Annotated in this window: 13 protein-coding genes and 1 other RNA gene; 7 read left to right on the forward strand and 7 right to left on the reverse strand. The window is 34.9% G+C overall.

The window, feature by feature from the left end:
* The first annotated feature begins 128 nt into the window (after positions 1-128).
* Together ytxJ and ACFQ1K_RS09665 are read left to right on the forward strand one after the other, a co-directional pair.
* Positions 129-515 carry a bacillithiol system redox-active protein YtxJ gene (ytxJ, locus tag ACFQ1K_RS09660; RefSeq protein WP_320555981.1) on the forward strand — a complete coding sequence of 129 codons (387 nt, stop codon included), beginning with the start codon at positions 129-131 and terminating at the stop codon, positions 513-515.
* A 71-nt stretch (positions 516-586) separates the two neighbouring features.
* Positions 587-1,375 (forward strand): glycoside hydrolase family 16 protein, encoded by a 789-nt coding sequence (locus ACFQ1K_RS09665; RefSeq protein ID WP_320555980.1) that lies wholly within the window; start codon positions 587-589, stop codon positions 1,373-1,375.
* 84 nt (positions 1,376-1,459) lie between these two features.
* On the opposite strand, the gene ACFQ1K_RS09670 is transcribed toward ACFQ1K_RS09665, so the two are convergent.
* Both ACFQ1K_RS09670 and fahA read right to left on the reverse strand, forming a co-directional pair.
* Positions 1,460-2,641 (reverse strand): hypothetical protein, encoded by a 1,182-nt coding sequence (locus ACFQ1K_RS09670; RefSeq protein ID WP_320555979.1) that lies wholly within the window; start codon positions 2,639-2,641, stop codon positions 1,460-1,462.
* 103 nt (positions 2,642-2,744) lie between these two features.
* A complete protein-coding gene (gene fahA, locus ACFQ1K_RS09675) occupies positions 2,745-4,037 on the reverse strand; it encodes a fumarylacetoacetase (RefSeq protein WP_320555978.1) in 1,293 nt (430 codons plus the stop codon).
* Positions 4,038-4,149: 112 nt separating this feature from the next.
* On the opposite strand from fahA, the gene ACFQ1K_RS09680 reads away from it, so the two are divergent.
* On the forward strand, positions 4,150-5,424 hold the full coding sequence (locus tag ACFQ1K_RS09680) for a serine hydroxymethyltransferase (RefSeq protein WP_320555977.1): 1,275 nt from the start codon (positions 4,150-4,152) through the stop codon (positions 5,422-5,424).
* Between the two features lie 84 nt (positions 5,425-5,508).
* Here the strand turns inward: ACFQ1K_RS09680 and ACFQ1K_RS09685 are convergent, their stop codons facing one another.
* From ACFQ1K_RS09685 to ACFQ1K_RS09700, 4 genes are all read right to left on the reverse strand, one after another.
* Entirely contained in the window at positions 5,509-7,080 is a 1,572-nt protein-coding gene (locus tag ACFQ1K_RS09685; RefSeq protein ID WP_320555976.1) for a hypothetical protein, read from the reverse strand.
* 82 nt (positions 7,081-7,162) lie between these two features.
* On the reverse strand, positions 7,163-7,927 hold the full coding sequence (locus tag ACFQ1K_RS09690; RefSeq protein WP_320555975.1) for a hypothetical protein: 765 nt from the start codon (positions 7,925-7,927) through the stop codon (positions 7,163-7,165).
* 91 nt (positions 7,928-8,018) lie between these two features.
* Positions 8,019-8,408, reverse strand: coding sequence for an acyl-CoA thioesterase (locus ACFQ1K_RS09695; RefSeq protein WP_320555974.1), 390 nt, complete (start codon positions 8,406-8,408; stop codon positions 8,019-8,021).
* A gap of 6 nt (positions 8,409-8,414) precedes the next feature.
* Positions 8,415-9,356 carry a glutaminyl-peptide cyclotransferase gene (locus ACFQ1K_RS09700; RefSeq protein WP_386134136.1) on the reverse strand — a complete coding sequence of 314 codons (942 nt, stop codon included), beginning with the start codon at positions 9,354-9,356 and terminating at the stop codon, positions 8,415-8,417.
* 176 nt (positions 9,357-9,532) lie between these two features.
* Here ACFQ1K_RS09700 and ffs point away from each other — a divergent pair.
* From ffs to fsa, 4 genes are all read left to right on the forward strand, one after another.
* An RNA gene (gene ffs, locus ACFQ1K_RS09705) (signal recognition particle sRNA small type) lies at positions 9,533-9,631 on the forward strand.
* 72 nt (positions 9,632-9,703) lie between these two features.
* Positions 9,704-10,510, forward strand: coding sequence for an SDR family oxidoreductase (locus ACFQ1K_RS09710; RefSeq protein WP_320555972.1), 807 nt, complete (start codon positions 9,704-9,706; stop codon positions 10,508-10,510).
* Between the two features lie 43 nt (positions 10,511-10,553).
* Complete coding sequence (locus ACFQ1K_RS09715; RefSeq protein WP_320555971.1) at positions 10,554-10,958, forward strand: hypothetical protein; 405 nt, start codon at positions 10,554-10,556, stop codon at positions 10,956-10,958.
* A 119-nt stretch (positions 10,959-11,077) separates the two neighbouring features.
* Complete coding sequence (fsa, locus tag ACFQ1K_RS09720; protein WP_320555970.1) at positions 11,078-11,731, forward strand: fructose-6-phosphate aldolase; 654 nt, start codon at positions 11,078-11,080, stop codon at positions 11,729-11,731.
* Between the two features lie 31 nt (positions 11,732-11,762).
* Here the strand turns inward: fsa and ACFQ1K_RS09725 are convergent, their stop codons facing one another.
* The gene (locus tag ACFQ1K_RS09725) at positions 11,763-13,214 is read right to left on the reverse strand and encodes a thioredoxin-like domain-containing protein (RefSeq protein WP_320555969.1); all 1,452 of its coding nucleotides are present in this window, start codon (positions 13,212-13,214) and stop codon (positions 11,763-11,765) included.
* Between the last annotated feature and the right edge of the window lie 5 nt (positions 13,215-13,219).

The raw sequence follows: 13,219 nt of genomic DNA on the forward strand, positions 1-13,219 counted from the left end.
TTATGTTGTTGTGTTTATCTATCTTTAGGCAATAATCCTACCAATTAAATCACGTCCTATAAAAACGACAAAATGACTGATTTTGTTGGGTTTAAGATGACTTTTTGTCTGTATTGATGTATTATAATATGGGAATTTTTAAAAACATATTTGGAGGTTCTTCAGAACCAAAAGAAGAAAAAATATTACCGTGGATTGCTCTAAACAGTATGGAACAATTGGATGCAATCATGGAACAATCCAAAACCAAAACACAGCTTATTTTTAAGCACTCTATACGCTGTGGTATCAGTAGCATGGTAATAAACCAGTTTAAAGCACAGTACGATGTAGATACGAATGCAGATCTCTATTATCTCGATTTGTTGCGCTACCGAGACGTTTCTAACGAAGTTGGTTATAAGTTTCAGGTGATGCACCAATCACCACAATTATTGGTGATACGAAATGGAGTAGCGGTAGCACACGCCAGCCATGGTGCCATTAATGACATGGATTTAAATCAATATGTCTAAAGTCAGCATATAATTTTGTATTGACTTTTTATTTCTAGGAATTTAAATACCCTTAGATATTTTTAAATAATATGAAAACCGTTTTATCCATAATATTCTTTTTTATAACAACCTTACTAATGATGCAAAACAAACCCAAATCCTATAAGCTAGTATGGTCCGAGGAATTTAATGAACCAGAACTCAATGAAAATATTTGGAGTTTTGAAGAAGGTTTTGTCCGTAACAATGAAAAGCAATTTTATACTCAAAATAATTCCAATAACTGTCGTGTAGAAGATGGCTCCTTAATAATTGAAGCTAGAAAAGAAAAGAATAAAAATTACAAATATTCATCTGCCAGCATTACTACAAAAAACAATAAGGAATTTCTTTATGGGAGAATAGAGATAAGGGCAAAACTTCCTACAGGTAGAGGTATATGGCCAGCTATTTGGACCTTGGGTACCAATATAGATAAAGCCGGTTGGCCTTTGTGTGGTGAAATAGATATCATGGAGAATGTAGGTTATGACCCAGATAAAGTTCATGGAAATGTACATACCAAATCATTCAATCATAATTTGGGCACAAACAAAGGAAACTTTGTAGTTGTTGATTCACTTAGCGTCAAATACCACGTTTATGCTATTGATTGGACTCGTGAAAAAATTGATTTTTTTCTTGATGACATAAAATATTTTACATTTTATAATGATAAAAAAGGGGATGTCAATACTTGGCCTTTTGATCAGCCACAGTATTTATTACTCAATCTTGCAGTTGGCGGATTCTGGGGAGGTAAAGAAGGTATAAATGACGATATTTTTCCGCAGTATTACAAAATTGACTACGTGCGATATTACGAAATTGAGGAATAGTTGAAGTAAAAACATTAAAAGGCTTATAATTTTAATCGATAAGTCCAATTAAAAAACCTCTCAAATTTTGAGAGGTTTTCTTTTCTAACTATTCAAACGATACGAATTGATAATAGCTTTTAATTTCTGTTTTAGATCTTCACCAGAGTCATAGACCATTTGTTCATCCGTAGGGAAACGCACTTGCCGTTGTCTTATTAAGGCTATATCGTCTCGGTTTAAGGCTCTTCGGTCTCCTCTAAAGTGTCCGAAGACATTTTCAAAGGTAAAACCACTATCGATGGTAAAAGTATCAATTACTTGGTTTTGTCTTGCATCCTTGTATACCACATCGGCAATAACCTGGGCAGACTTGGTCTGTAAAACTTCGAAAAAACGTGCTCTCACATTTACCAGCTTATCTACTTTGATATCATTACCTAAGCTATCCTTGGCCACATTACCGTTGTCGTCCAAGAGATACTCCCAACCATCAACAATTTGTCTTTCTCTAAGTAACTGTCTTTCATTAACACGTTCTGGCGAAATAATGATACGCTTTAATTGCAGTTGCATAGCAAAATCATAATCTGTAGCATTGTCTGCGACAGCATGATATGTTGTCCAGAACTGATTAAGTCCATAGGTATTAAAGTCTAAAAGTTCAGCCTCTAATCGCTGTGGTATAATTTGATGTGTTTCATTCAATATATATACATGTACGTAATCCATACCCTTAGCATGGGCCTCTTGCATTAAAGCGCTTACGTCTTCAAAATTTGGGTTAATCTTATTCACGTAATCAAATAGACTATAGGCTGCTCTGGCATTCAATTTATCTTCAGTATCCAATAAATCCAGACCCTTGTCTATTAAATAGTCAGAAGTTTTGTATCTATAATCTACTAATTCATCACTATAATCTTGAAAGGTGAAGTTTATGGTTTTTCCATCTATCTTAAGTGGCATAATGCGCTTTATCGCATTTTGTCTCGCCTCTAAATCGCTATAACTTTCATATATGCTTTTGTATAATTCTGGATTACCATCTTTTTTAAAATGTGCAATTTGTGCCAGGTCTTCTGCCAAAACTTTATCGTAAGCCTCTTTAAGCATTATCACATACGTTTGCTTACGCTTTTTATCTTTATTGTTTTCTAATTTTCTAAGCGCTTCTGAAATGGCATGGTCATAGTTGCCATGGCTTATGGCCGTTTCAATTTGTTTTTTGGCACTACAAGATACGAGTACCGAAACAAGAACTGTAATAAGTAATAATCGCTTCATAATCTTGTATTTTATTGGTTATAATTATTGTAAACCAATCTTTATGCCAAAAAAATAAAGCGCTAATTATTAGCGCTTTACGTTTAGTGTATGTGATTAAATTTTATTTTTTCTTCTTAGGATTAAAAACAGGTAGTAACTGTGTTTTTACCTGCCCAAAACCAATACGGACATCATCATTTTCACAGTAACCTCGCATAACAACGGTATCATAATCATTAATGAACTTACGTTCAGTACCATCCTTTAGTTTTATGGGTTTAGTACCTTTCCAAGTTAACTCTAACATAGAACCATAAGAATCTGGCGTAGGGCCAGAAATGGTACCGCTACCCATCATATCACCAGCATTTACTGGACAACCGTTAACCGTGTGATGTGCCAATTGCTGAGCAATGTTCCAGTACATGTATTTAAAATTGGTTTTACAAACGGTAGTTTCTTTTCCTCCCTTTGGAATAATACCCGCTTCTAAATGAATGTCAAAACTGTGCTTGCCTTTAGTTTTCAGGTAGGGTAGAGGCTCTGGATTTTGCTTAGGGCTCGCTACTCTAAATGGCTCTAAAGCATCAAGTGTAACAATCCAAGGTGACATTGACGATGCAAAATTCTTTCCTAAGAAAGGGCCTAATGGCACATATTCCCATTTTTGAATATCTCGGGCAGACCAGTCGTTAAACACAACTAATCCGAAGATGTATTCTTCCGCCTCCTCAACAGGAATGGGTTCACCAAGATCATTGGCATCTGTTGTGATGAATGCCATTTCTAATTCAAAATCAACTAACTTACTTGGGCCAAAAACCGGTTTGTCTGCACCTTCAGGCATGGTTTGTCCTTGCGGTCTGTGGATGGGAATATGAGTTGTAACGATAGACGAACTACGACCGTGGTAACCCACTGGAATATGCAGCCAATTTGGCATTAAGGCATTGTCCGGGTCTCTAAACATAGAACCTACATTGGTCGCATGTTCTTTACTGGAATAAAAATCTGTGTAATCACCAACATGCACAGGCATTTGCATTTCAATTTCATCGAGTCGGAAACAAATAATCTCTTTGTGCTTGGTGTTGTTTTTAAGCTCGTTATTATTAGAATCAAAAATTTCAGCAACACGATTACGCACAGCACGCCAGGTTTTCCTACCATCTGCAATAAAATCGTTCAAGGAATCTTGAAGAAAAATATCATCGGTTAATGGAATACCATCAAAATAACCTAGTTGGTGTAATGCGCCAAGGTCGATTGCGGTGTCTCCAATACGTGTCCCTATGGTTATAATATCTTCTCTGGTTAAAAACACACCAAATGGGATATTCTGAATAGGAAAGTCCGAATATTTATTTACATATAACCACGATGTTCTATTGGGGTCGTTGGCTGAAATTGGCATAATATATTTTGTTGATTAAATGTTCATTATTTTCTATTCAAACCTACATAATTTTTGATATTAAAACTAATGTATTCCTTATTTTTGTTCTGTTTTAACAAAGACTTTATTTATGCAACGCGACGAACAGATTTTTGAATTGATACAAGCTGAGAAGGAACGCCAAACTGAGGGAATTGAACTTATTGCCTCAGAAAATTTTGTAAGTGACCAGGTTATGGAAGCAGCAGGCTCAGTTTTAACCAATAAATATGCAGAGGGCTATCCTGGAAAGCGCTATTATGGTGGTTGCGAAGTTGTGGACGAAGTTGAGCAGATTGCCATAGATAGAGCTAAAACGTTATTTGGTGCGGCTTATGCTAATGTGCAACCACACTCAGGAAGTCAAGCAAATACTGCCGTTTTTCATGCATGTCTAAATCCTGGTGATACCATTTTAGGTTTTGATTTATCTCACGGAGGTCATTTAACACATGGTTCGCCTGTTAATTTTTCAGGGAAATTATATCGACCTACCTTTTACGGTGTAAAGAAAGATACTGGTTATATAGATTATGATATGTTATCGGATGTGGCTGAAAAGGAACGCCCAAAATTAATTATTGCTGGAGCATCTGCTTACTCTCGCGATATAGATTTTGCAAAGTTTAGAGAGGTGGCCGATAACGTTGGAGCTGTTTTATTAGCGGATATTTCACATCCTTCTGGTTTAATTGCTAAAGGTATTTTAAACGATCCCATGCCGCATTGCCATGTGGTAACAACAACGACGCATAAAACTTTAAGAGGTCCAAGAGGTGGTATGATCATGATGGGTGAAAATATTGATAACCCATTTGGGATTACCCTGAAAAACGGAAAGCTACGAAAAATGTCAGGATTGTTAGATTCTGGTGTTTTTCCTGGAAACCAAGGTGGACCTTTAGAGCACATTATAGCTGCTAAAGCGATTGCTTTTGGTGAAGCGTTAACGGACGAGTTTTTGCATTACATGCTACAAGTTAAAAAGAATGCTGATGCCATGGCACAAGCATTTGTAGCTAAGGATTATCATTTAATTTCTGGAGGAACCGATAATCATATGATGCTAATAGACCTAAGAAATAAAAATATCACAGGTAAAGATGCTGAAAATGCTTTAGTTAAAGCAGATATTACGGTGAATAAAAACATGGTGCCTTTTGATACAGAATCTCCTTTTGTAACATCTGGTATTAGAGTTGGAACACCTGCGATTACAACAAGAGGCTTAAAGGAATCTGATATGGCTTATGTTGTGGATTTAATTGATGAGGTGATTACTAACTACGAAAATGAAACCGTTTTAGAAGGTGTTGCTGAAAAGGTAAATAAATTAATGGGTGGAAGACCTTTATTTAATGCTTAAAAAAGGTGCTGAAACAAGTTTAGCATGACAATATTAAAAAAGCCTTTCAAGTTTATTGAAAGGCTTTTTTATAATTCATGTTCTTTAGTCTTCCTCAAAAACAACACTTTCATAAGCACCAGCATCTGGTTGGGTCGAATTTCTTGGATTATTAAGCAAATCAGTACCTGAAGGCATCAAAGGTAGCGCCAAGCTGTTTGCGCCAGAGTCTTCACCTATACGCATTAAGTTTTCAAATGGATTTTCAAAATCCGGATCGACATTACGTACAATATCTTCATAGAAGGTTATATCATTGAAGTTGTAATTCCCTGTTCCCTCAAGATTATCATTATCAAAACGGATAAGACAATTGGTAAATTTAAAAGTGAAGTCATTCCCTTCATTTTCTAATAATAACTCTGGGTTATCATTACCGTAAATAATGCAATTGGTAAACTCCGCTTCAGTCGTATTAGTAAAAACAGTGTTGTTTTCATCTACAACGAAATCATTCAGTAGTAATGCAGGAAACTGTCTGAAACTACTGTTCCAGTAATTTGCTATAGTACAATGCGTAAAATTGTACTGTCCTCCTAAGGTTCCAGCAAAAGACGATTGGCCTGAGTTGTTAATCACTACATTTTCACCAGTAATAGAAGTGGCTCTTCCCAATAGACCAAAAGCACTGGAATTATAAATCTGGGAATTGGTAATAGTCAATTTATCGTTTGGTGCCTCTTGGTTACCTTCGGCTAAGACTGCGATGGTGGCATTTTTAATAGTGGCATAATTAATAGTGTTATTTTCACTACCATTAAACAACCAAATGGTTCCCCATTGCCCTGGTACATCACTAAACAAAGGTTCTAAGCGATCACCTTCAAGAATGACTTCGTTTTCTAAAACGTCTTGGTCTGTGCTAAGTTCTCCGTTAATGTTTAAAGTTCCTCCTTCGGTCACAATGATACCAGAATTTGCATGAAAATGAACACGAGCACCTGCTTCCATGGTTAAGGTTTGTCCGTTGCCAATACCTGCATATCCATAAATAACATATGGTTTTTCGTTGGTAAAGTTAAGCTCATCGTTTTCTAAAAAGCGTCCTTGTAATGTGGTTTCATCTGGTGTACCATCTCCATCAACATCAAAGGTTAACGTTTCTATGATCCCTGTATCTTCATCCCTGTTGGCATAAATAAATACGGCATCTTTAACTAGCGTCACTAAATCGACGTCTTGTTGATTGTTACCGGAATCGAATAGTATTCTGTCGGTGTATAAAAATTGATTTTCAAGAGTAGAAAGTGTAGAAATATCTATAGTGGTCTCTATAAAAATAAATAAGCTGTCATTGGCCAAGAGCTCTACATTTTCAAAAAACTTTCCTTCTTGTGCGCCTGCTAAACCTGTGGTACCGTCTACATTCAACCTATAAAATGAATTTACTCCGTTTTCTAGTTGAATCGTTGGAATGACGATATCGTCATCACTTCTGTTGTACACCTTTAAGTTGTAGGTACTTGAACCTATGTTTGTAAAGACCGTATCTAAGTAAATTGTATCGCGCTGAAATTCCAAGTTGCCTGTACTTGGCGAAAATTCGAAGTCTTTGCGGCAAGAACTCCAAAATAATAAAACAATCAAACAAATGAGGAAGGATAAAAATCGCTTCATGTGAGAAAAATATAATTTGGCTTAAAAATATAACTTTTGAAGTTATGATTTATTATGAATTATAGGAATTCTCTCAGTTAATTTAGTCTTTTGATATCTTTTCTTCACCATATTCTTCAAGGAGAATAAGGAAAAGTTCACTGTTAACCACTAACTCTTCTAATAGCATCATTTTGTTTTCCTCCTTTAGTAATTCGGAACTTATGCCTTTAGCAGAACAAAAGTCAAAGAAGAGTTTAACTTTATCTTTCGGTATTTTTAGGTTTTCGGTGATCAATTGTTGGTTGAAAAATGGGTCATACGCAAATAGTGAATCTATCTCTTTGTAGGTGAGAGGCTCATAAAGAGGTTCTTTTGGTTTTTTGCGCTTAAATAGTTTAACAACCTGACCAATTAAGTAAAAAAAATCGATACCATATTGCGCATTTGGGGATTGGTATAATTCCGGGTTTCTTTTAATATCTTCCTTTATGAGATTATGAAGATCTTGGTTATAGGTTTCTTCTTCAAAAACAGGCTGTTCGGGTTCTGATTGCAGTTCTACTTCATCGAGCTCACTTATAATCTCTTGGACTTCGAAGACATTAAGACCTTCAAAATGGGTTGGTTTTAAAACCACTTCTAATGGATGGTAAAAAATAGATTGAAAAGAAATTGTATCATTTATTTTGGCTTCAATGCTAAAGTCTCCATTGTCGTTTGTAACCGTGAGCCGGTTTTGGGTTTTGTTGAGGACCTTCATATCCTTAACTACAGTTTTCGTATCATAAACTTTTCCTGATAAGGTTTGCGCTGATAAGTTGTAATGGCCTGTGGAGAAAAGAATAAAGATGAATAATAAGCGCATAAGGGTTGATTGATGCTTTAAAGAAAAACCATATCAACTTAAATGTACCTAAGATTAAAAAAACTTTAACGAGAAATTTTTGAATTGATGACTAATCAAATAACTGGGCAACTTCTAGTGGGATTCGGTTGGGCTTTTTAGTTGCTGTATTCATAAAACACCATTTGGTTTCCGAGGTTACAATCAGCTTAGCTTTGGTTTTGTTTGTAATTTCTACATGACGAATAGAGAAAAGACCTTCGGATTTGGAAACATAGGTTTTTATGGTCAATTCATCTCCAAACACTGCTTCACCCTTATATTCAATATGATGGCTCAACATCACCCAAAAGTAATGGTCTAAAATGGTTTTGGGTGCATTTTTTAGCCAGTGTGCTTCTGCAATATCTTGCACCCACTGTACGTAACGCACATTGTTAACATGATTTAATTGGTCTAGGTCATTTTTGGAGACCGTGATGGTTTGTTCAAAAATTTGCAAGGTTAATTATTGCTTTTTAATTTTTACTTCAAAAAGTTTATCCCAATTTTTTCCTGTTACAAAAATAGTTTTGCGTTCAGGATGGTATGCAATACCGTTTAACACATCTAATTCGTTGTGCTGTGTTACTAATTTTATTAATGGTGTAAAGTTGATAACGCCTTCTACACCTCCTGTTTTTGGATTTATGATAACCACTCCATTTTTTTGATAAATATTGGCGAATATTTTACCGTCTATCCATTCTAGTTCATTTAAGCTTGGGATTTTCCCTTTTTCGGTGTACACTTCAATATGACCCTTTTCTATGAGGTTTTCGGGATTTAATAACCAGATTTTTTCAGTACCATCAGATTTATAAAGTGTTTCTCCATCATTACAGATTCCCCAGCCTTCCTTGCTTTTTCCGTAGTTGAAGGTTTTAAGCTTTTCGAAGGTGTTGACATCATAAATAAAACCTCGTTTTGCTCTCCAGGTTAACTGATATAATTTGTCATTTAGAATTGTGAGCCCTTCACCAAAAAAGTTATCATCCAATTCAAAATTTTTCAAAACGTCTCCAGTTTCAAAATTAACCTTTCTCAATTTAGACTCATTGTACTGTCCAGTACTTTCATATAAGTCTCCATTGTAAAACTCCAAACCTTGTGTGTAGGATGTGATATCATGCGGATAGGTGTTTACAATTTCATAATTGTAAATTGAAGGGATAATATTATTGTAAATGGTGATGGTTTTGCTCAGGGTTTCGGTTTTATCATCGAAAGTAACTGCAGCTACTAGAGATTTTTCGCCCAGTGAGATACCCTCTAGCACGTGATTCTTGGAAATGGGTTTACCATCTAATTGATAGTTAATATTGGTAATGTTAAGACCTTTAGGGTTCTTTATGGTAAGATTTAGTGTATCTCCTAACAATAAGGATTTTGTATTTAGTTCTATGGTCAAACCAGTTTGTTTTGAAGGATTAACCTCACTACAATTAATGAATACGAGGCTTAAACAAAACACTATGAGGTACTTGGAAAGATGCATAACTATCTAAGAATTTTAGGGCAAGGTATTAAATAAAATTCAGTTTAAAAATCATTGCCAAAGTATTAAAAGGTTGTATCTTTGCAGCCGGGCAAGTCCTACACAACCAGCTCCTGCTTAATCCTCCAGGACGGGAACGTAGCAAAGGTACGCGGTCGTAGCGGTGTGATGTAGGTAGCTTGCCTTTTTTTATGCGCTAAAATGAAGTCTTGAATATTTAAAACTTCGTACTTTTATCTTCCAATTTCTAATTTAATAAAATGTCTAAAGTTGTTTTAATCACCGGAGGATCTTCGGGAATAGGAAAATCGATAGGTGAATTTCTGCAAGAAAAAGGATTTAAAGTTTATGGGACCAGTAGGAATCCTAAAAATTACCCTCAGAGCAAATTTCCTATTATAGCTTTAGATGTTACAAAGCAAGAAACTATTTCAACTTGTATTGCAGAGGTATTAAGTCAAGAATCAACTATAGATGTATTAATCAATAATGCTGGTGCAGGTATTACAGGTCCTATTGAAGAAATTCCAGATATTGAAATAAAACGAAATTTTGAAACCAATTTTTTTGGGCCTATCAATGTTATTAAGGCGGTGTTACCAACCATGAGAAAACAAAATTCTGGCCTCATAATTAATATTACCTCAATTGCAGGTTACATGGGTTTACCTTTTAGAGGTGTTTACAGTGCTAGTAAAGGTGCTTTAGAACTTATCACAGAAGCCTTTAGAATGGAACTCAAGGATTTTAATATTGAAATGACCAATGTTGCACCAGGCGATTTTGCTACAAACATCGCAGCTGGTCGATACCATGCTCCTATTTTGGACAGCTCACCCTATAAAGAAAAGTATGGTCGTTCTTTGAAGATGATGGATGATCATGTTGATGATGGTAACGATCCTAGAGAAATGGCCGAGGCGATTATTAACATTATAAATACAAAGTCACCAAAAATTCATTACAAAGTTGGTGCTTTTATGCAAAAATTTTCAATTGTTTTAAAACGTATATTACCAGACAAAGTCTATGAAAGCTTGCTCATGAATCACTACAAACTAAAGTAAGTTTTGGTACATTATTTGTGATACTATTTGAAATTAGTTCCTTATGAAAATTTTTAAAGTTTTACCATTACTGCTGTGTTTCATGTTATTATCGTGCGATGATGTTTTTGAGTGTATGATTGGGCGTAATCCATCATTGCCAAATAAACAGTTTCCTATTGGCACTACAGAAGGTTATTACTATGTGGATTTATCTGCTGAAATAAAAAATGAACCTAGGGACAATGATTATGATTATTATTTTCATGTTGAAGGCTTACCATTAGGAATGGATTACTTTGTAAATTACAGAACAATAAGTCTAGAAGGAACACCAGAAGAAACAGGTGTTTTTGAAATTACCATTTACCTTGATGTTGATGGTCCTTTTAGAAATAATTTTGATGATGACCCAGATCTTTTATGTAACTACAGTACATCAAAATCTTATACGTTAGTTATAGAATAGATTAGCGTTTTTATTCTTAGTAATTTGTTAATATATTTTACTGATTTCTTAGAAGTCCTCCTAAGGAATAGTTGTAAATTCGTGCCAACTAAAAACACAACAATTCAAATTTAAATTAAATGAAATTTTTTATTGATACGGCCAATTTAGACCAGATTAAAGAAGCCCAAGACATGGGTATTTTAGATGGGGTGACTACAAATCCATCTCTAATGGCAAAGGAAGGTATTACGGGTGTAGATAACATCATGAAGCATTACGTAGACATTTGTAATATTGTAGATGGTGATGTTTCTGCAGAGGTTATTTCCACCGATTTTGAGGGTATGGTAAGAGAAGGTGAGGCATTGGCTGAATTACACGAGCAAATCGTTATTAAACTTCCAATGATAAAGGATGGTGTTAAAGCATGCAAATATTTTTCAGATAGAGGGATTAAAACAAATGTGACCTTAGTGTTTTCGCCAGGGCAGGCTTTACTAGCTGCCAAAGCAGGGGCAACCTATGTGTCTCCATTTATTGGTCGTTTGGATGATATATCTACAGATGGTTTAAATCTTATCTCAGAGATTAGACATATTTATGACAATTATGCTTTTGAAACTCAAATATTGGCTGCATCCGTGCGTCATACCATGCATGTCATAGATTGTGCTAAACTTGGAGCAGACGTGATGACAGGTCCATTAAGTTCTATTGCCGGACTGTTAAAACATCCATTGACGGACATTGGTCTAGAAAAATTCTTAGCTGATTATAAAAAAGGTAATTAAAAGCACATGCTTTAAACAAGAAATGGGCATCTTATTTTTTAGCGATAAGATGCTTTTTTTGTAACATACCACCCAACATTTCCGCAAAATCAGATTTAAAAATATTGACGTTGGGATGCAGTATCACGCCATTTTCATTAACAATGATTGCTTTGTTCAAATAGTTAACAGCCAAAACTTTTCTTGCTTTTGCTGGATATTTGAACTTATATTCGTTTTCAGTTGGAAACTCATAATTACTAATGATGCTTTTCCAAGATTTATCATCGTTGGTATTTAAGTTTATTGAAACAAACTCAACTTGTGGGAATTCATATTTTAAACTTCTTACCTTATAGTGGCTATTTCTGTATTGCATCTTTGAATTTGAAGACCAGAAATATATAATTGTAGGTTTTTTTATGATAGTATTTAAATCGTGTTCAGAATCATCAAAATTAATAATAGCAAGATTGGGAATAAGGTTACCTTGGCGCAATAATTTTAATGAGGCAACGAGTTCTTTCATAGCCTCTTTATCTTCCACACTAGTACTTTTTGCAAGGAAATGATTCAGGATTTCATTGGCTTCTGCTTCAGTATGATTGTGACTAACAAAATCTCTGGTCTTGTATTTTAATAAGCTATTTTTTATTGTTTTATTAGTGATCATGCTGTCTATTAAATCTAGTTTAGATTTATTGTAGTCCATAGCATGTCTATCAAAAGTGCTGTGGGTATTATGATGCTCGTAATAATTTTGTGCAGCTAGATTATCGATGTGAGAAAATAAAAACCGATTATAGGCATATAAGTGACTTAAATCTGTTGCATTATAATCTACAATGTCTCTATGCTTGTAAAAATCTTCGGGTAAGTCTTTAATGTGGATGAGTTTATTACTTCCAAAATAGGCGAAAGGATAGATTTCTCTATCAGCATAGGAATTGTAATTTATATTAGTTTCAACGATGGTTTTAAAAAGCTCAGATTCTTCCTTGTCCTTTAAGAAATTTTGGAACTTAAGCAGCGCTGTTGTTCTTCTTTCTTCAACAAAATCACTGAATTCTTCTGGCTCCATTCTAGCGTATTTAACTAGTTTTTTGGCTTCTTGCTCGTTAGACAAGTAAGTTTCAATCAGATAGTTGTTTTTTCGGGCACCTTCCCCGGTAAATACTAAAGATTCATCAAAATCGTAGGTGTTTAGCCTAAACATGACGCTGTCCTTTGGTTCTAATAGTATTAATTGGTACTCACCACCATGGGTAAAGGAATAAAGACCAGGATCCAAATTTTCAATTTTATATGAGAACCTATTATTGCTGTCTAGCGTCAAAGAATCTATTACTTTACCTTTCGTATTGTAAAGTATAACTCTTTCATTCTTAGGATTGATAATTTCACCACCAATATAGGCGTAGTCACCGTTTTGCTCGGTGCTAACTTTACAGCCAAACATTGTGAATGTTAATAACAGTAATAATATGGTGTAGTTTTCGCGCATTTAAG

It is taken from the genome of Winogradskyella aquimaris (genome assembly GCF_042676105.1).
GTDB classification, from domain to species: Bacteria; Bacteroidota; Bacteroidia; order Flavobacteriales; family Flavobacteriaceae; genus Winogradskyella; species Winogradskyella aquimaris.

Bases quoted from the DNA above. Each gene is read 5' to 3' on its own strand.
- ACFQ1K_RS09685 (WP_320555976.1), bottom strand. From the start codon at position 7,080: ATGAAGCGATTTTTATCCTTCCTCATTTGTTTGATTGTTTTATTATTT.
- fahA (WP_320555978.1), bottom strand. From the start codon at position 4,037: ATGCCAATTTCAGCCAACGACCCCAATAGAACATCGTGGTTATATGTA.
- ACFQ1K_RS09715 (WP_320555971.1), top strand. From the start codon at position 10,554: ATGAAAATTTTTAAAGTTTTACCATTACTGCTGTGTTTCATGTTATTA.
- ACFQ1K_RS09665 (WP_320555980.1), top strand. From the start codon at position 587: ATGAAAACCGTTTTATCCATAATATTCTTTTTTATAACAACCTTACTA.
- ytxJ (WP_320555981.1), top strand. From the start codon at position 129: ATGGGAATTTTTAAAAACATATTTGGAGGTTCTTCAGAACCAAAAGAA.
- ACFQ1K_RS09690 (WP_320555975.1), bottom strand. From the start codon at position 7,927: ATGCGCTTATTATTCATCTTTATTCTTTTCTCCACAGGCCATTACAAC.
- ACFQ1K_RS09710 (WP_320555972.1), top strand. From the start codon at position 9,704: ATGTCTAAAGTTGTTTTAATCACCGGAGGATCTTCGGGAATAGGAAAA.
- fsa (WP_320555970.1), top strand. From the start codon at position 11,078: ATGAAATTTTTTATTGATACGGCCAATTTAGACCAGATTAAAGAAGCC.
- ACFQ1K_RS09670 (WP_320555979.1), bottom strand. From the start codon at position 2,641: ATGAAGCGATTATTACTTATTACAGTTCTTGTTTCGGTACTCGTATCT.
- ACFQ1K_RS09725 (WP_320555969.1), bottom strand. From the start codon at position 13,214: ATGCGCGAAAACTACACCATATTATTACTGTTATTAACATTCACAATG.
- ACFQ1K_RS09680 (WP_320555977.1), top strand. From the start codon at position 4,150: ATGCAACGCGACGAACAGATTTTTGAATTGATACAAGCTGAGAAGGAA.